The 18,151-nt window shown below is 64.1% G+C and carries 14 protein-coding genes; 10 read left to right on the plus strand and 4 right to left on the minus strand.

The genetic code is table 11. The features are described from left to right. From J0I79_RS29275 to J0I79_RS29290, 4 genes are all read left to right on the plus strand, one after another. A partial coding sequence (locus J0I79_RS29275) for a UDP binding domain-containing protein (protein ID WP_292867626.1) occupies positions 1 to 570 on the plus strand: 570 nt, incomplete at its 5' end. Positions 571 to 652: 82 nt separating this feature from the next. Further along, the gene (locus J0I79_RS29280) at positions 653 to 2,095 is read left to right on the plus strand and encodes a GMC family oxidoreductase (protein ID WP_292867629.1); all 1,443 of its coding nucleotides are present in this window, start codon (positions 653 to 655) and stop codon (positions 2,093 to 2,095) included. Positions 2,096 to 2,108: 13 nt separating this feature from the next. Further along, positions 2,109 to 2,558 carry a hypothetical protein gene (locus J0I79_RS29285; RefSeq protein WP_292867632.1) on the plus strand — a complete coding sequence of 150 codons (450 nt, stop codon included), beginning with the start codon at positions 2,109 to 2,111 and terminating at the stop codon, positions 2,556 to 2,558. A gap of 39 nt (positions 2,559 to 2,597) precedes the next feature. Next, positions 2,598 to 3,677, plus strand: a complete 1,080-nt coding sequence (locus J0I79_RS29290; protein ID WP_292867635.1) for a glycosyltransferase — start codon at positions 2,598 to 2,600, stop codon at positions 3,675 to 3,677. A gap of 27 nt (positions 3,678 to 3,704) precedes the next feature. Here the strand turns inward: J0I79_RS29290 and J0I79_RS29295 are convergent, their stop codons facing one another. Both J0I79_RS29295 and J0I79_RS29300 read right to left on the minus strand, forming a co-directional pair. Continuing rightward, the gene (locus J0I79_RS29295; RefSeq protein ID WP_292867638.1) at positions 3,705 to 4,727 is read right to left on the minus strand and encodes a phosphoribosyltransferase family protein; all 1,023 of its coding nucleotides are present in this window, start codon (positions 4,725 to 4,727) and stop codon (positions 3,705 to 3,707) included. Between the two features lie 52 nt (positions 4,728 to 4,779). Next, positions 4,780 to 6,276: a lipopolysaccharide biosynthesis protein gene (locus J0I79_RS29300; protein WP_292867641.1), complete on the minus strand. Its 1,497-nt coding sequence runs from the start codon at positions 6,274 to 6,276 to the stop codon at positions 4,780 to 4,782. 186 nt (positions 6,277 to 6,462) lie between these two features. Between J0I79_RS29300 and J0I79_RS29305 the strand changes: the two genes are divergently transcribed. The 6 genes from J0I79_RS29305 (at position 6,463) to J0I79_RS29330 (ending at position 14,141) form a co-directional block, all read left to right on the plus strand. After that, a complete protein-coding gene (locus J0I79_RS29305; protein ID WP_292867644.1) occupies positions 6,463 to 7,635 on the plus strand; it encodes a glycosyltransferase in 1,173 nt (390 codons plus the stop codon). Between the two features lie 10 nt (positions 7,636 to 7,645). Next, on the plus strand, positions 7,646 to 8,635 hold the full coding sequence (locus tag J0I79_RS29310) for a glycosyltransferase family 2 protein (RefSeq protein ID WP_292867647.1): 990 nt from the start codon (positions 7,646 to 7,648) through the stop codon (positions 8,633 to 8,635). Continuing rightward, entirely contained in the window at positions 8,635 to 9,585 is a 951-nt protein-coding gene (locus J0I79_RS29315) for a glycosyltransferase family 2 protein (protein ID WP_292867650.1), read from the plus strand. The genes J0I79_RS29310 and J0I79_RS29315 overlap by 1 nt, the downstream gene beginning before the upstream one ends. Then, positions 9,575 to 10,543: a glycosyltransferase family 2 protein gene (locus J0I79_RS29320; protein WP_292867653.1), complete on the plus strand. Its 969-nt coding sequence runs from the start codon at positions 9,575 to 9,577 to the stop codon at positions 10,541 to 10,543. Before J0I79_RS29315 ends, J0I79_RS29320 begins: the two co-directional genes overlap by 11 nt. A 74-nt stretch (positions 10,544 to 10,617) precedes the next feature. Further along, the gene (locus tag J0I79_RS29325; protein WP_292867656.1) at positions 10,618 to 11,514 is read left to right on the plus strand and encodes a UTP--glucose-1-phosphate uridylyltransferase; all 897 of its coding nucleotides are present in this window, start codon (positions 10,618 to 10,620) and stop codon (positions 11,512 to 11,514) included. Between the two features lie 239 nt (positions 11,515 to 11,753). Further along, positions 11,754 to 14,141, plus strand: coding sequence for a polysaccharide biosynthesis tyrosine autokinase (locus tag J0I79_RS29330; protein WP_292867659.1), 2,388 nt, complete (start codon positions 11,754 to 11,756; stop codon positions 14,139 to 14,141). A gap of 56 nt (positions 14,142 to 14,197) precedes the next feature. On the opposite strand, the gene J0I79_RS29335 is transcribed toward J0I79_RS29330, so the two are convergent. After that, the gene (locus J0I79_RS29335) at positions 14,198 to 15,280 is read right to left on the minus strand and encodes an acyltransferase (protein ID WP_292867662.1); all 1,083 of its coding nucleotides are present in this window, start codon (positions 15,278 to 15,280) and stop codon (positions 14,198 to 14,200) included. Positions 15,281 to 15,421: 141 nt separating this feature from the next. Beyond that, complete coding sequence (locus J0I79_RS29340) at positions 15,422 to 17,329, minus strand: propionyl-CoA synthetase (RefSeq protein WP_292867665.1); 1,908 nt, start codon at positions 17,327 to 17,329, stop codon at positions 15,422 to 15,424. Between the last annotated feature and the right edge of the window lie 822 nt (positions 17,330 to 18,151).

The following is an 18,151-nucleotide window of genomic DNA, read 5'->3' on the forward strand; positions in this document are numbered from 1 at the left end:
CATTTCATCTATCCGGGCCTCGGCTATGGCGGTTCGTGCTTTCCCAAGGACGTCCGCGCCCTGATCAAGACGGCCGAGGGCGTCAAGTTCGACGCCAAGCTGCTGCGCGCCGTCGAGGAGCGCAACAATGACCAGAAATCCGTGCTGTTCGACAAGGTGAACCGCTATTTCAAGGGCGGTCTCCGGGGCAAGACGTTTGCGCTGTGGGGCCTGGCCTTCAAGCCCAACACCGACGACATGCGTGAGGCCCCGGCGCGCGTGCTGATGGAAGCGCTCTGGCAGGCCGGCGCGATCGTGCAGGCTTATGATCCCGAGGCGATGCAGGAATGCCAGGCCATCTACGGCCAGCGCGATGACCTGCTTTTGTGCGGCACCAAGGAGGCAGCCCTGCGCGGCGCTGACGCGCTGCTCATCGCCACCGAATGGAAGAGCTTCCGCGCGCCCTCCTTCGACGCGTTGAAGGACGCGCTGACCACGCCGGTCATCTTCGATGGCCGCAATCTCTACGACCCCAAGGTCGTGGCGCGCCACGGCATCGAATATTATTCGATCGGCAGAATGGCGGCGTGAGGCCAGGCGCCAAGAAATCGGAGAACGGAGCGGGTGGGGCAACCACGACGAGCGCGCCCGGCGCGCAAAGGAGCTGTAACTGATGGTGCTGGACGTAAAGCCCGAGCAAATCACCAAGGATCATTTCGATGTTGTCGCCATCGGTTCCGGCTTCGGTTCGGCTTTCTTCCTGCACGAATTCGCCAGGCGGCGTAAGGCGCGTATCCTGGTCCTGGAATGGGGCCGGCACAACACGCATGAATGGCAGCTGGATCAGAACGCCAACACCGACATCGACGACGAGACGACCTACAGGACCAATTCCGACAAACCTTGGAATTATACGATCGGACTGGGTGGCGGCACCAATTGCTGGTTCGGCCAGACACCGAGGTTCCACCCCAACGATTTCCGGCTGAAAAGCGCCTACGGCATCGGCAATGACTGGCCGATCAGCTATGACGATGTCGAGCCGTTTTACTGTGACGCCGAGGAGATCATGTCGATCTCCGGCGATCCCGACATGGCCGCGATGCTGCCGCGCTCGAAGCCGTTTCCGCAACCGCCGCACCTTATGTCCACGCCCGACCGGATGATGAAGGCTGCGCAGCCCGGCCAGCACTTCGTGATGCCAACCGCGCGGGCGCGCGTTCCCACGTCACAGCGGACGTCGTGCTGCGCCAATCTCCGCTGCTGGCTCTGTCCGGCCGACGCCAAGTTCACCGCCAACAACGGGTTGATGCACGTCTTCGAGCATCCCGACATTGCCGTCTGTCTCGGCGCGGAAGTGCGGCGGCTCGATCATGCCGGCGGCGCGGTGCGCTCGGTCACCTTCGTCCATGATGGCAAGGAGTATCAGGTCAGTGGTGACCTCTTCATTCTCGGCGCCAATGCCATCCAGAGCGCCGCGATCATGCTACGGTCCGGGCTCGGCGATGAATTCGTCGGGCGCGGCCTGCATGAATCCTATGGCTGGAACTTCGAGGCTTATCTCGACGGTGTCGACAATTTCGACGGCAGCACCATCACCACAGGCCTGAATTTCGGCCTCTATGACGGCCCGCACCGCTCCGAGCACGGGGCGGCACTGGTCTATTTCGAGAACCGCTGGCAGCATGGAATGCGCGCCGAAAAGGGGCGCCTGCGCCAGCTGTTGCCACTTGTCATGGTCACGGAAGACCTGCTCGACGACGAGAATTTCGTTACCCTCGACGAGAACGACAATGCCTTCGTCTCCTTCAAGGCGCCGTCGGACTACGCGGTCCGGGGCATGGCCCGGGCGCTCGACAAACTGCCTGATCTGCTTGCGCCGCTGCCGGTCGAGAGGCTCTTCGACCGGGGCATCCGGCCAACCGAATCGCATGTCCAGGGCACGCTGCGGATGGGCACCGGCCCGGCCGATTCGGTGGTCGACAGCGGCATGATCCACCATCGGCTTCGCAACCTGGTGGTCGTCGGCACCAGCACCTATCCGAGCTGCTCCTGCGCCAACCCGAGCCTGACCGCGGCGGCGCTGTCGCTGCGGGCGGCGAGCCTCATCGCGTGAGGGGAGGCATCGCATGATCAAAGTCACACGGCGTTCGGTTCTGGCCATCATGGCGGGAGGCGTGGCGTCGACAGGCATCGCCTACGCCGCCGTCTCCTCGTTTTCCGACGAGGACCTGATTCGCGTCACGCTCGAAAAATACCTTGGCAGGCTGAGCATCCGCAAAGAGCATCTGGAGCAGTTCGTGCTGGAGTTCCGCAACCGCAATCCCTGGATATTTCCCAGTAAGAAGCTGAGCAATGGCATCACCTTGCTCGAGACTGCGAAGCTTGGGCACGCGCGCGAGTTGCTGCCGAGGCGCAAGCGCCGCGACCTCAGGCACTTCGACCGCTGGGTCGTCACCGAATTCCATATGCTGACGGACTATGCCTGGCGCAGTTCGCCCAACGATCCGATCCGGTTCACCGGATGGCATTCATGCACCAATCCCTTCGCGACGCTTGATCCGCCCCAGAGCGCCTGAGGCGCGGGGCACACCAAATTCCGACAAGGAGCCGGTACGATGAAAGTCCTTTTCGCCAGCGGCAACGGCTATCCACCCGAGTTCGGCGGCGGCGTCCAGTCCAGCACCCACCATCTGGCCGAGCAACTGATCGAGCATGGCCATGAGGCGGGGGTGCTTGCCGCGCTTTTTGGCGACGGCATGTTCGGGCTCAAGGCACGCGCCAAGATGAAGCTGCTGCGCCAGCCGGCCGTTGTCGACAGCCACCCCGGCTATCCCGTGGTGCGCAGCTGGTTTCCCTGGGAGGCCGCCGGCTTTGCGGTGAAAAAGCTTAGGCCCGACGTGGCGGTGGTGCAGTGTCACAAGTCGGTTCCGCTCGGCAAGGCACTGCAGGCCGCCGGCGTGCCGCTGGTCGTCTATCTCAGGAATGTCGAGTTCCATGAACTGGGCGGCGACCTGCGCGAACTGCGCTCCGCGCTCTACATCGCCAATTCTGAGTTCACCGCCCGCACCTACGGCAGGGAGTTCGGTATAGAAGCGACTGTCATTCCGCCGACCATCAATCCGACGCAATACAGCACGCCAACCACGGGCCAGTTCGTCACCCTGATCAATCCTTACGAGGAAAAGGGTTTTGAACTGGCGGTTCGCATCGCCGAGGCCTGTCCTGAAATCCCGTTCCTGTTCGTCGAAAGCTGGAAGCTGGAAGACGACCATCGGGCGCGCATCGAGAAGATCATCGCGCCACTCGGCAATGTCACGCTGGAAAACCGCACCAACGACATGAAGACAGTCTATGGCCGCACCCGCATCCTGCTCGCGCCCTCGAAATGGGAAGAGGCCTGGGGCCGCGTGGCGTCGGAGGCGCATTGCAGCGGCATCCCGGTTGTCGGTTCGCGGCGCGGCGGCCTGCCCGAAGCGATCGGCCCCGGCGGCGTGGTGCTCGACTACGACGCGCCGCTCGCCGATTGGGTCGCGGCGGTCAGGCTGCTTTGGAACGACAACAAGGAGTACGAACGGGTCTCGAACCTGGCGCGCGGCTTCGCGGCGCGCCAGGAACTCGATCCGGATCGCCAGTTCGTCACCTTCTTCTCGATACTGGACAGAGCGGTGCAGCAACGCGCCCTGCAGGCCGCCTGAGGGCTGCCCCGCCGCACGTGATCCGGATCAGGCCGGGCGCTTGACCCGGTTTTTCAGACTCTCGTAGCCACGTGCGCCGAGCAGGGCGCGGGCCAGCGCCTTGGCCGTGCTCTTGCGGCCTTGCTGCGAGTTGATCTGGCGCAGCCTGGCCGGCAGGTTGCGCGCCGCCTGGCCAAGCGCCGGCAGCGACAGCGCGTCGGGAAAACTCACAATGTGCGTTTCGACGCACAGCACCGGCTTGCCGGACAGTTCGGTGATCCTGAGCGCTTGCGCATGCTCGCTCTCGATGAACAGGATGGCATTGGATTTGCGGTAGAAATCTGCCTTGAAGGAGCCGTGCGCGCCAAGCCGCTGGCGCTCTTCCTTGCTTGGCAGGTCGAGCATGATCAATTGATCGTACTGAATACCGTTCCGGGCCAGCCAGGCCTCGGTCAGGGCGCGGTATTTCTCCAGCCGGCTGGTGACCAGCCAGCCGATCCTGTGGGTCGGGGCATGCAGCGGCCGCGCTTCCGCGAGGAATTTCTCATAGGCCGGGCCGTCGTCGTTTTCGGCTTCGGTCGGATCGAGGCACAGCACCCCATCGATGTCGACACAGCATTGCGCCAGGAATTTGTGGTGCATGAAATTCCACTGGAACATGCGCGGGTGGAGCACCACTTCGAAGACGATGTCGGTTTCCGGATGCTCGGGCTCGAGGCCGAACACGGCGGCATAGGAGAAATCGCCTTCGATGCCGGCGGCCTCGATGCGGGCGCGGGCGTCGCGCATGGCGTTGCCGCCGGCGATGCTGTCGTCGATCACCAGCACCTTGCGCATCTCCGAGACCTTGCGGTCGAGCGCGGCGCGGCGCTTGGTGATGCCCGACGTGTAGATCCGGCCCTCCAGGAAGGAGTCCAGATCGGTCATCGGAATGTTGGCGGCGAGGCTGACCAGCGTCGCCGCCAGCACGCCGCTTCTGGGCACGCCGACCACCAGGTCGATGTCGCGCGGCAGCCGGTGAAGGTTGCTGACGATGGCGTCGTTCATGTCGGAGATCGATCGGTAATTCATGGATCAGACCTGCTGCTGGATTGGGTGTCAGTAAACGAGAAAGGCGCCGGAATTATTGCGCCTCGCGCGGGGTGGCCGCCGGCTGCCTTGCCGGCAGCATTCTCACGGCTTCGCGCAAGGCCTCCCGACCGGATGCGAAGGCCAGCGCGACGAGGATGGTGATGGCGTAGGCGAGCACGGCGGCGCTGGCCAGGGCGATGACATGCTGCTGCGGCAGCAGCGGCTTGATCAGCCAGACCGCCGCCAGCGCCAGATGCGCGCCGAGCACGAACGGTGTCGCGGCATGCAGCACATGGCTGGCTCGCAACGGCCCGCTCTTGCCGACATAGAGCCACAGGAAGGGCGTGCGCAGATACTCGCTGACCGCATAGGCCACGGCCACGCCGAGCGCGCCGTAGGGCAGGCCGAGCGCGAAGGCCAGAACCGAGGTCACGGCCGTGATGATGCCCCAGCGCATGAAATCGCCGGAGCGGCCCTGGCTGACGAAAAGCCATCCCGCCGGATTGTTGAGCGGCTGCAGCAGGCCGGCAAAGCCCAGCGCCAGGAAGATCGAGGCGCTTTCGCGCCACTGCTCGCCAAGCACGAAGGGAATGAGCGTGTCCGACATCGCGGTGGCGAAGGCGACGCCTGGCAGCGCCACCAGGAGGATCAGCGGCATAACACGCAGATAGGCGCTGCGGTAGCGGTCGGGCTCGTCCTTGAGCCGCGACAGCGCCGGCACCATGACCTTGGACAGTGGATTGGTGATCTGGCTGAGCGGGAAAAGCAGCAGCTTGTAGGCGCGATCATAAAGGCCGAGCTGGGCTTCCCCCCAATATTTGCCGATCAGCACGTTGTCGAGGTTGCGGGCGAAGAAGTTGGCGAAGTTGAAGCCGGTGATGCCGGCGCCGAAATTGATCAGTTCGCCGATGCCGTCGACCTTGCGCGGCATGCCGGGCCGCCAGCGCGAGCTTGCCCAGTAGCACACGGTCGGCAGCACCGCGCCGGTCAGCGTGCCGGCGAAAAGCGCCCAGTAGGAGCGGTCGATGAAGGTCCAGCCGATCGACACCGCCAGTCCCGCGACCGCGCTTGCGACATCGATCGCCGCCAGCCGGGTGAACTGCATGCGCCGGGTCAACAGCGCCAGATGCTGTGCGCCGAGCCCGTAGGCCATGATCTGCAAACCGAGCGCCGCGACCAGGCCGGCGACGCGCGGTTCGCCATAGAAGGCGGCGACCAGAGGTGCCGCGCCCGCGAGCACGCAGGCCAGCACGGCGCTGACGGCGACATTGATCCAGAAGAGGTAGTTCACCTCCTCGTGCCGGATGCCTGTTTTCTGGATCGTCGCCTGCGTCAGCCCGAAATCCTGGAACAGCGCGATGAAGGCCAGCACCGGCGCGCACATCGCCACCACGCCGAAATCCTGCGGTGACAAAAGCCGCGACAAGACGATGACCGAGATGATCTGCGTGGCGACCCGCACCGATTGCGACAAGGCGGTCACCACCGCGCCGCGGCCTACGGACTTGCGCAGCGAGCCTTCTGGCGGATCGAAAGGGTTGGCTTCCAAATTCAGGATTCCTGATTTTTTCGCGGAGTCCGAAAACCCCGAAATCCGCAACCGCCGCCGACCCCAAACTACGGCATTAATTTTGCAGTGCAACAGAAAACGTGGAGTGTCGCGCCAAAAATGTTGCGATGCAGCAAGAGCTGTACTAGCATCCCCTTGGGTGGGTCAAACAGCGGTCGAGTTTTCATGCTGCATGTCTTGTACCTCGTGCACGATGTCTCCGATCCGGCGGTTCGCCGGCGGATCATTATGCTGAGGGCAGGCGGCGCCCGGGTCACCCTGGCGGGCTTCCGCCGCACCGCGACCCCGATCGCCGATATCGAAGGATTGCGGCCGATCGACCTTGGCGCGACGCGTGACGGCCGATTCGCCCAACGCCTGACGGCGGTCGCGAAAGCGGCGGTTTCGCTTCGGGCGAAGCTCGCGGGCGCGGCACGGCCCGATCTCATCATCGCGCGCAATCTTGAGATGCTGGCGCTTGCCCGCCGTGCAAGGTCCGTTTTCGGCGCCGGCGTGCCGGTCGTCTATGAATGCCTCGACATCCACCGTCTGGTGCTGCGCGACGACGTTCTGGGCAAGGCGCTGCGCGCCACCGAGCGCCACCTGGCGCGAGACGTGAAGCTGCTGGTGACCAGTTCGCCCGCCTTCATAGCCAACTACTTCAAGCCCTTCCGTCAGGTCGCGGCGCCTGTTGAACTGGTCGAGAACAAATATTTCGAGGCTGCCGCAATTCTGCCCGGCGAACCCGAAGCACTGGAAAATCCCGTCGCCCCGCCATGGCGCATCGGCTGGTTCGGAGCGCTGCGCTGCCGCCGCTCGCTCGAATTGCTGGCCGATTTCACGCGCCGCATTGAGGGCCGTTTCGAGGTCGTGCTGCGCGGCCGCCCGGCGCTGTCCGAATTCCCGGATTTCCACGCCTTCGTCGACGCCGAGCCCTATCTTTCGTTTCGCGGTCCGTATCGCAATCCCGAGGACATGGCGGCGATCTATCAGGACGTTCATTTTTCATGGGCGATCGATTTCTTCGAGGCGGGGCAGAACTCGGAATGGCTGTTGCCCAATCGTCTCTATGAAGGCTGCCGGTTCGGTGCGGTGCCGATTTCCATGAGCAATACCGAGACCGGTCGCTTCCTGAAGCAGCAGGATATCGGCGTCCTGTTGGCGGACGCCTCGTCGGATGCGCTCGAAGCAGCGCTCGGCAGGATGGAGCACTACCGCTTCGGCAGGCTGAAGGCACGCGTGCTCGCGCATAATCCCAGGATGTGGAGCTACGATCGCAGCGACTGCAGGGCACTGGTCGAGAAACTGCGCCGCCTGAGCGCTGTGCGCGAACCGCTCGCCGCCGAAGCCCTGGCATAGGATCAGCCCGATGATGCAAGCGCCTGCCTCCAGCCTGATCGTGATCCCCTGCCTCAACGAGGCGGCCCATATCGGGGCGCTGCTCGACCAGTTGCGGCCATCGGCCGAAAGGCTGAGCGCCAGGATCATCGTTGCGGATGGCGGCAGCACCGACGGCACGTTGGCCATAGTCGAGGATGTCGCTGCCAGGGACCCTCGTGTCATCCTGCTGCACAACAGGCGGCGCATACAGAGCGCGGCGATCAATCTCGCCGTCGGCACCTTCGGCGAGGGCGCCGAGTATCTGATCCGCATAGACGCCCATGGCGGCTATCCTGACGATTATTGCGACCGGCTGGTCGAGGAGGCACTTGCCACCGGTGCGGATTCGGTCGTGGTGTCCATGCTGACCAGCGGCAGCGGCGCCGTGCAGAAGGCTGCCGCTGCGGCGCAGAATTCCAAGCTCGGCACCGGCGGCTCCAAGCACCGCCACCTCTCGGCCGGCGAGTGGATCGATCACGGCCATCACGCGCTGATGCGCATATCGGCCTTCGGCGCGGTCGGCGGCTATGACGAGACCTTCAGCCACAATGAGGATGCCGAACTCGACTATCGGTTGCGGCAGGCCGGCTACAGGATCTGGATGAGCGGCAGGACGCAGATGGTCTACTATCCCCGCGCCTCGCTCAAAGGCCTCTATTTCCAGTATCTCGGCTATGGCCGGGGCCGCGCCAAGAACGTGCTGAAGCACCGCGTCATCCCGAAGGTGAGGCAGATGGTGCCGCTGGCGGTTTTCCCCGTGGTTCTCCTGGCCGCCTTCTCCTTCATACACTGGATCGCGGCGGTGCCGCTGCTGCTGTGGATGTCGGTGTGCCTGGGCTATGGGCTGGCCGCGGCCATCCGCCAGCGCAAGGCCGATGTGGCGCTGGCCGGCGTCTCGGCGATGGTCATGCATTTCGCCTGGTCCGTAGGCTTCTGGCTGCAGCTTCTCGGCCTCGGCGCGCGGCGCGGGGTGGCGTGATGGCGGTTCAGGCCAAGAACCGCAGCATCGACATCGGCGTCTGCACGTTCCGGCGGCCTGAACTGGCCGACACGCTGCGCTCGCTTGCCGCTCTGGATATGCCGCAAGGTTTCGACGTCGGCGTTATCGTTGCCGACAATGACGACACGCCGAGTGCGCAGGCGCTTGTCGAGTCCTTGTCGCGGGAACTCGCGCTGCCCATCCGCTATCGGCATGCCCCCGCGCGCAACATATCGGTTGCGCGCAACGCGTGCCTTGACGCCAGCGAGGCGGACTTCCTCGCCTTCATCGACGATGACGAGACGGCAACCGCCGGCTGGCTCCGCGAACTGGTGGCGACCGCCGAGACGAGCGGCGCCGCCGCCGTGCTTGGCCCCGTGCGGGCGCTTTATCGCGCCGACGCGCCCGACTGGATGCGGCGCGGCGACTTCCACTCCACCTTGCCTGTCTGGGTGCGTGGTGAAATCCGCACCGGCTACACCTGCAACGTGTTGCTGCGCCTGGGATCGGAAAGCCTGCGCGGTCGCCGCTTCAGCCTGGCGCGCGGCCAGACGGGCGGCGAGGACACCGAATTCTTCGACCAGATGCACAGGATGGGCGGCCGCATCGCCTTTGCGCCGGACGCATGGGTCGATGAAGTGGTTCCGCGTGCCCGGGCGGCGTTCGATTGGCTCGGCCGCCGCCGCTTCCGCGTCGGCCAGACGCATGGCCGCCTTCTGGGCCAGAACGCCGGCGGCATCGGCGTGGTCAAACAGGTCGGCCTCGCCTCGGCGAAGGCGCTTTATTGCTTTGCCGCGGCACTTCCCGTCGTGGCCAGCCCGGTTCGCCGCAACCGCTCCGTGCTGCGCGGCATCATGCATGTCGGCGTCGTGAGCGGGCTTTTCGGCATCCGCGAACTGCGCCTCTACGGCCAGCCCGCACCGGGGGAAGGGGGCAAACGTGCAGCCTGATCCCTCCACCGTCCCCGACGTGTCCTTCGTCATCGCCGCCTATAATGCCGAGGCGACCCTTGATCGCGCGATCGCCAGCGCCATCGCCCAGAAGGGCGTCAGCGTGGAGATCATTGTCGTCGACGACCAGTCACGCGATGCGACGCTCGATGTGGCAAGGGCTTATCCAAGCGATATCGTCCGCGTCGTGGCGCTTGAGAAGAACAGAGGGCCTGGCGGCGCCCGCAACGCCGGCCTTGATGCGGCCCGAGGCAGGTGGATCGCGGTTCTCGATTCCGACGACGCCGTCTTTCCTGGCCGCATCGCCGCCATGATCGCGCGCGCCGAGGGGGCGGAGGCCCAAATCGCCGTCGACAATATCCAGGTGATCCGCGAGGACGGTGTCGTCGAGGCTGCCATGTTCCCTCGCCGATATCTGGAAGGGTTGCGCGAGATTTCGCTGGCCACCTACATCGCCGGCAACGTGGTCTTCGAATCCAAGTTCAACCTCGGCTACCTCAAGCCGATCTTCCTGCGCAGCTTCCTCGATGAAAACCGGCTTCGCTACGACGAGAAGCTGAGGATCGGTGAGGACTACATTCTGTTTGCCGAAGCCCTGGCCAAGGGCGGCAGGTGCGTGGTCGAGCCTGAAACCGGCTATGCCTATCACATCCGCAGCGGCTCCATCTCGCGCGTGCTCGAGCCACATCACGTCGAGGCGATGCGCAAGGCGGATGCCGTGTTCGCTCAAACCCATCGCATGGACGAGGCGGCCCAGGCGGCGTTCGCCCGCCGCGACCGCAGCCTGCGCAAGGCGGCGTCGTTCCTGGCGATGGTTCAGCACATCAAGGCGCGGTCTCCGCTCAAGGCGATCCGGACGGCGCTCGGCGACCCGGCGGCGGTCAGGCATATGGGCATGCCGATCGCCGCGCGGTTGCGAAGAATGGCGGCACAGTTTGCCGTCGGGGTGGGGAGGTGAAGATGCAGGCACATGGAGTGATTTTTCGTGGCCTGTGAATGGACTGCAGTCGATCTCCTCAGAAGGAATTTGCGATGAAGAAAATCAGGAAGGCCGTGATACCGGTGGCGGGGCTTGGAACACGATTCCTGCCGGCGACCAAGTCGATGCCGAAGGAAATGCTTCCCGTCGTCGACAGGCCCGTGGTGCAGTATGCGGTGGACGAGGCCTTCGAGGCGGGTATCGAGCACATCGTGTTTGTCACCGGCCGCAACAAGGCGGTCATCGAGGACTATTTCGACCTGCATCCCGAATTGATCGGGACCCTGGAGCAGACCGGCAAGAAGGCGCAGCTGGAATCGCTGGAAAGCCTGTTGCCGGTGGCCGGCGCCACCTCCTTCATCCGCCAGCAGTCGCCGCAGGGGCTCGGCCACGCCGTCTGGTGCGCGCGCGAGGTGATCGGCAATGAGCCCTTCGCCCTGCTTTTGCCCGACATGGTGTCCTTCGGCGGGCGCGGCTGCCTGGCCGAGATCACCGATCTCTACGCGCAGACCGGCGGCAACGTCATCGCCGTCGAGCGCTGCGATCCGAGCGAAACCAACAAATACGGCATTGTCGGCCGTGGCGCCGATGTCGGCGGCGGCTTCGAGATCACCGCCATGGTCGAAAAGCCGGCGCCGGCCAACGCGCCATCGAACTTTTACATCAACGGCCGCTACATCCTGCAGCCGGAGATTTTCGCGCTTCTTGGCAATCAGCAGCGCGGCGCCGGCAATGAAATCCAGCTGACGGATGCGATGGTCCGGCTGTCCAGCGACCAGCCGTTCTTTGCCCAGCCCTTCAACGGCCGCATGTTCGACTGCGGATCGAAGGAAGGCTTCATCCAGGCCAATGTCGCCTTCGCCCTGTCGCGCGCCGACATGAAGGGCCCGGTCTTCGAAATGCTGCAGGAGTTCGTGCGGTCGCATGAGCGCCAGGAAGAAGCCGCATAATGCCCATCTTTCGGGAGCATTGTTGGATGGCTGACGGCGTGGGGGCCGGCAGGCTTTCCGCCATCTGGCATGGCGCTTGCGTTGCATCTGGCAATGCTCCCGATCTTCGAAGCACCTGGGAGCCAAGGCACGATCCCGAGACGCCGAATGCGGCCTTCGGAAAAGATCGTGTTCAAACAAACGGATAGAGCACCGCCCCGGTCGATCGGGATGGACCAGGCTCTGGAATGGGACCGAAGATGAATTATGCCAACTTTCCTCTCGACAAGAGGATGCCATTGCCGAATTCCGATGCAGGAAACGGCGAAGACTTCATCGATATCGAGCGGCTGCTTGGCATGGCCGCGCGGCAGGCCAAGGTGGTCGCCGTGTGCGCCGCCATCGGTCTTTTCCTGGGTATGCTTTATCTGCAGACCACGCCGCCCAAATATCAGTCGGTCGCCAGCGTGCTGATCGACGAGGGCCTGAACAAGATCGTCGACGACATTTCGGCGGCATCGACGACCATGCAGACCGATTCGGCCATTCTGAGCCAGATCGAGATCCTGACCTCGACCAGGCTCGCCTCGGTGGTCGTGGACAAGCTCAAGCTCGATCAGAACGACACGTTCATGAACCCGCCCCAGTCGGCGCTTGCCCAGGGGGTTGGCCTCATTCGCGGCGTCATCCAGTATTTTCGTCCGAGCCCCCTCATGCCGGGTGTCGGCGACATCAGCAAGCTCGACCCCGCCGCGCGCGATGCGCTGATCGCGACGTCGCGCCGCGACTATGCGATCCTCAAGCTGCAGAATGAGATCAAGGCGGAGCGTGTCGGACGCAGCTACGTCATCGCGCTTGGCTACCAGGCGACGGATCCGGGCCTGGCGAACGCCATCACCAAGGCCTATGCCGACGCCTATCTCGCCGACCAGCTCGATGCCTCCTTCGACGCCACCGAGCGCGCGGCGGTCTGGCTGCAGGGCAGGTTGACCGAGCTGCGCGAGAGCTCGCAACAGGCATCGCTGGCGGTGGAGAAGTTCAGGGCCGAGCACGGCCTCTCGGCCAACAGCGACGGCCAGCTGATGAGCGACAAGCAGCTCGCCGATCTCAACGCCCAGCTCATCGTGGCGCAGGCCGACACGGCGCGCGCCAGCGCCCGCTACCAGCAGTACAAGCAGATCGTCGACAGCGGTTCCGACAACGCCTTCAAGGACGCCGCCATCTCGGCCGACCAGCCGAGCAGCGCACTCATCTCGACGCTCAAGACGCGTTACCTGGCGGTTGCCAAGCGGCAGCAGGATGTCGAGGCGAATTTCGGCCCCGAGCATCCCCAGGCCGTGGCGCTCGCCAAGGAAAAGGCCGACATATCGGCTCAGATCTTCGGCGAACTGAAGCAACTGACCCAGAGCTATCGCAACGAATATGAGGTGGCGCAGGCGCGTGAGATCGCGCTCAGGGCCAATGTCGCCGCCGCGCAAGGCAAGAGCTCCATCGACAACCAGTCGCAGGTCAAGCTGCGCGATCTCGACCAGAAGGCGACGGCGCTCACCACGCTCTACCAGACCTTCCTCGGCCGTTACGAGGAAGCAGCCCAGCAGCAATCCTTCCCGGTCGGCAAGATCCGCATCATCTCCGACGCCTCCACCCCGCTCTCCGCCTCCAGCCCGCGCACCATCGTGGTGCTCGGCCTCTCGCTGGTGCTTGGCGTGCTGATGGGAGCCGGCTTTGGCGGCCTCAACGAGTTCAACGAGCGGTTCTTCCGCACCGGCGACGAAGTGCGCGACCGCGTCGGTCTCAAATTCCTCGGCTATCTGCCGACCATCGGCAGCAAGTCGACGAAGGAAGACAAGCCGGTCGACGGCCAGCCCGACCAGAAGGCCGCCAGATCGCCCGCTGCGCTGGAAAAACGGGCGCGCATGCGGGTAAGCATCGACGCTCCCGCATCGATGTTCGCCGAGACGCTGCGCAGCGCCAAGATCGCCTTCGATGTCGTGCTCGAAGGACAGGCAAGCCGCGTCATCGGCGTCATTTCGGTGCTGCCCGGCGAAGGCAAATCCACGGTCGCGGCCAACCTCGCCGGACTGCTCGCCGCCAACGGCGCCAGGACGTTGCTGATCGATGGCGACTTGCGCAATCCAGGCCTCAGCCGCAGTCTCGGCATGGAGGCCGAACAGGGGCTGATGGAAGCGGTGGTCAACGGCCAGACCTGGCAGTCCGTCGGCAAGATCGACAGGCAGACCAAGCTGGCGATCATCCCGGCCGTGCTGCGCGGCAACTTCTCACACACCAGCGAACTGCTTTCCTCGGGCGGCATGCGGCGCTTCATCGAGAACGCCAAGGAGACGTTCGAGTATATCGTCGTCGACCTGCCGCCGCTCGGGCCGGTCGTCGACGCCAAGGCCTTCGCGCCGCTTGTCGACGGTTTCGTGCTCGTCACCGAATGGGGCCGCACGCCGCGCGCCATGGTCCGTTCGATGCTGGAATCCGAACCCTATGTCGCCAACAAGATCGTCGGCGCGGTGCTGAACAAGGTCGACCTGAAGAAGCTGGCCAAATACGGCTCGCTCGGCGCCTCGGAGAAATTCTTCGACAAATATTCGACCTACTATCTCGACAAGTCGGAAGTGCGGGCGAAGGCAACGGTCTGATCGATCCGTTTTGCTGTCGAGGCCAGCCGCGTTGACCGCGGCTGGCGACGAGAGGACTACGCCGCCTTGAGCCGGTAGCGGAACACAGTGTGGTCAAGCAGCCGCCGGACGCGCGGTTCGGCTTCCGTCGCCACCAGCCAGCTTGCCGCGATCATGGTCGCGGCGACGACTGCCATCGACAGGAGATAGGGCACGCCGGCGCGCACCATTGCGCCGAGCATCGCGGCCCCGATAACATCGTGGATCAGGTAGAGCGGATAGGTCATCAGCCCGAGCCGGCGCCAGCCGCTCCAGCTGAGATCGAGCTTCAGCGACCATGCCATCAATGAGATTGCGCAGAGGAAGATGAGGATCGGCGGCATGTAGGGCATCGCTGCGCCGACCTTGATGCTGTGGACAACGACCGAACTCGCAATCTGCAGCACGCCACCGCCGAGGAACAGCAGGCACAAGACAAGACGCGACGCCGTCACCGCCTTGAACCGCATCAGCCAGATGAGCACACCGACCGCGAAGAATGAGCCGTGATGTACGAGGGTGAGCTGCAGCCAGCGCGTCTCGGCGAAATCAGACCATCTCAGCGGATAGTAGAGGCACCAGAACAGCGTGCTCACCAGGCCGATGACGATGGCCACCTTCTCCATCAGATGGAAGCGGCCGAGCCGCAGCAGCGCCCAGACGATGGCGTAGAAGGCGATCTCGATGCCGAGCGTCCAGTAGACGCTGTCGACCCAAGGGCCATAAGGCGCGAACAGGGCGGTGCGGACCAGCCTCACCACCGCATCGGTCGGCCAGCTCAGGTCGATGGCGAGCAGCAGCGCGGCGGTGACCGGCGCGCAGATCCAGACCGCGGGAGCCAGCCTTTTGACCCTGGCCTCGAAGAAGCGCAGCGGCGTCGAGTTTTCGGCGCTGAAGGCGATGACGAAGCCGCTGATGACGAAGAATACTTGGACGCCGACCCAGCCGGATCCGACCCAGGCACCGATCGCGGGTTGTGCCGGCACGCCGCCCGTGGCCTTTGCCGAAATGCCATCGGGATAAGCCCACACCCAGAAGCCGTAGTGGTAGACCATCACCAGCACGGCGGCGAGAAACCGCAGGATGTCGACGCCGCCGAAGGTAATTTTCTCTCGAGCCATACCGCACCGCCGGATGGCCCCCCGAGAAAAGTTTAGGGTGGAATGCTGCGATGCACAATCAGGGATTGCCGCTCGCGACGATCACAAACTTCACCGCTCCGCAACATCCGGAAATGGCGGCGCGTCGCTGCGCCGGTGGCCTCAAACCCCGATCCCGCGTTCCTTCATGGCGGCGGTTATTTCATCGAGTATGGCAGGATCGTCGATGGTCGCCGGCATCGTCCAATCCTCCTTGTCGGCGATCTTCTGCATGGTGCCGCGCAGGATCTTTCCCGACCGCGTCTTGGGCAGGCGCTTGATCGTCACCACCGTCTTGAAGGCGGCGACCGGGCCGATGCGTTCGCGCACCAGCGCGACCACCTCTTTCTCGATGGTCCCGCCGTCGCGCGCGACGCCGGCATACAGCACCACGAAGCCGAGCGGAATCTGGCCCTTCATGGCATCCGCGATGCCCACGACCGCGCATTCGGCGACATCGGGGTGAGCGGCCAGCATCTCTTCCATGGCGCCGGTCGACAGCCGGTGGCCGGCGACATTGATGATGTCGTCGGTGCGGGCCATCACATAGAGATAGCCGTCCTCGTCGACCATGCCGGCGTCGGCCGTCTTGTAGAAGCCGGGGAATTCGTCGAGATAGGCCTGCCGGAAGCGGGCGTCGGCATTCCATAGTGTCGGCAGGCAGCCCGCCGGCAACGGCAGCTTGACCACGACATTGCCGAGCGTGCCGCGCGCCACCTCATGGCCGGCATCGTCGAGCACGCGGATATCGTAGCCCGGCATGGGCACGCCGGGCGAGCCGTATTTAACCGGCAGCAGGCCAAGGCCGGCCGGGTTGATCGTCATCGGGGAGCCCGTCTCGGTCTGCCACCAGTGATCGACCACAGGCACGTTGAGTTTCTGCTCGGCCCATTTGATCGTTTCGGGGTCGGCGCGTTCGCCGGCCAGGAACAGCGTGCGGAACTTGGACAGATCGTATTTCGGCACGAACTCGCCCCTGGGATCCTGCCCCTTGATGGCGCGAAAGGCTGTCGGCGCGGTGAACAGCGCGACGACGCCGTGTTCCGCGATCACCCGCCAGTAGGTGCCGGCGTCCGGTGTGCCGATCGGCTTGCCTTCGAACAGGATGCTGGTGCAGCCATGCAGCAGCGGCCCGTAGACAATGTAGGAGTGGCCGACCACCCAGCCGACATCGGAAGCCGCCCAGAATACCTCGCCCGGCTTGACGCCGAACTCGTTCTCCATCGTCCATTTCAGCGCGACCATGTGGCCGCCATTGTCGCGCACGATGCCCTTGGGCTGGCCGGTCGTACCCGATGTGTAGATGATGTAGAGCGGGTCGGTGGCCAGCACCGGCACGCAGTCGACATTGGCGCCCGCCGCACGCTCGCGCGCCACCGCATCGGTATAGTCGATGTCATAGTGATCTTTCATCTCGCAGCGCAGCTGGTCGCGCTGCAGGATCAGGCAGGCGTCCGGTCTGTGGCGGGACATCTCGATCGCCTTGTCGAGCAGCGGCTTGTAGGCGACAACCCGCCCCGGCTCCAGGCCGCAGGAGGCCGAGATGATGAGTTTCGGTTTGGCGTCGTCGATGCGGGTGGCCAATTCATGCGAGGCAAAGCCACCGAACACCACCGAATGGACGGCGCCGATCCGGGCGCAGGCAAGCATGGCGATCGCCGCCTCCGCCACCATCGGCATGTAGATGATGACGCGATCGCCCTTGCCGACGCTCCGGTTCTTCAGCACCGAGGCCAGCGCCACCACGTCGCGCTTGAGCTCGGCATAGGTGAATTTCTTCATCGTGCCAGTGATGGCGCTGTCGTGGATCAGCGCGATCTGGTCGGCCCGTCCGCCGGCGACATGCCGGTCGAGCGCATTGTAGCAGGTGTTGCAGGTCGCGCCGGTGAACCAGCGGCCGTAGACGCCGGCGGTGGCATCGAAAACCTTGTCCCAGGGCGAATACCAGTCGATGGCGTCGGCCGCGTCGGCCCAGAATTTTTCCGGGTCGCGTTTCCAGCCGTCATAGACCTCGCGATAGCGTGAAGCCATCCATATCCTCCCCAGGAGCGATTTGCCGTCTTTGCAAACAGCCTATGCTGTTTCTTCCGGCGCTGTCTTCCCTGATTTTCGTTCCGGCCCGCTTGGTCCAACATGCGCAGTTTCTTTAGCTGCGTGCCGAAAGGAAGGATGAATACCTGCATCATGAGGGGTGATCGTGGCTGTGTCCATGCCGACGTCGACAACTGGGATGGTAATCCCTGTTCGACCGCTTGTGCCGGAAGCGCTGCGGAGCCACGCCGTTGATCGTCGTGCTGGTGCAGCGCTTCAGCCAAGGCTTTGAAGAGCGCGAGCGCCGCGTCACCGCCGCGACCGGGCAGGCGCGTTAAGAAGCCGCCTTAGCGACGGCTAATATACGGTATTCGTTGGATAAATTCGAATTTTTAGATCGGCAGTGCCACAAGCATCAGGCCGACGCCTCCGAAGATCAAAATGGCCGCTGCCAGTGCTTTTCGATGGCGTTCGAAAGTCGTCGGAGCACGCTCCCAGTTGTACCGCATCTGTTGTCTCCCCAAAGCCCATGGAGTCCTTACCTTACCTCGGGGAAGAAAAGCAACGGGCGCTCTGGTCGGCGCACCCTCCAATGATACCAAGTCGACGACTATTTCTGGGATGATTTTGGCCCGGCGATGCATGATCCTGTGTCGGCGGTCTGGTGGCGATCTGTCCCTGGATACGACGCCCCGTGAGCCATCTCCCGGCCGGCAGATAGACAGTGCTCCCCCACCGCGCTATCTCATTTCAGGGTTCTTGCATGTTGGGGTTTGTAATGGAAATTTCGTCCGGAACTGTTTGGCGGCTCGCCGAAGACTC

Source organism: Mesorhizobium sp., from assembly GCF_017306585.1.
GTDB lineage: Bacteria > Pseudomonadota > Alphaproteobacteria > Rhizobiales > Rhizobiaceae > Mesorhizobium.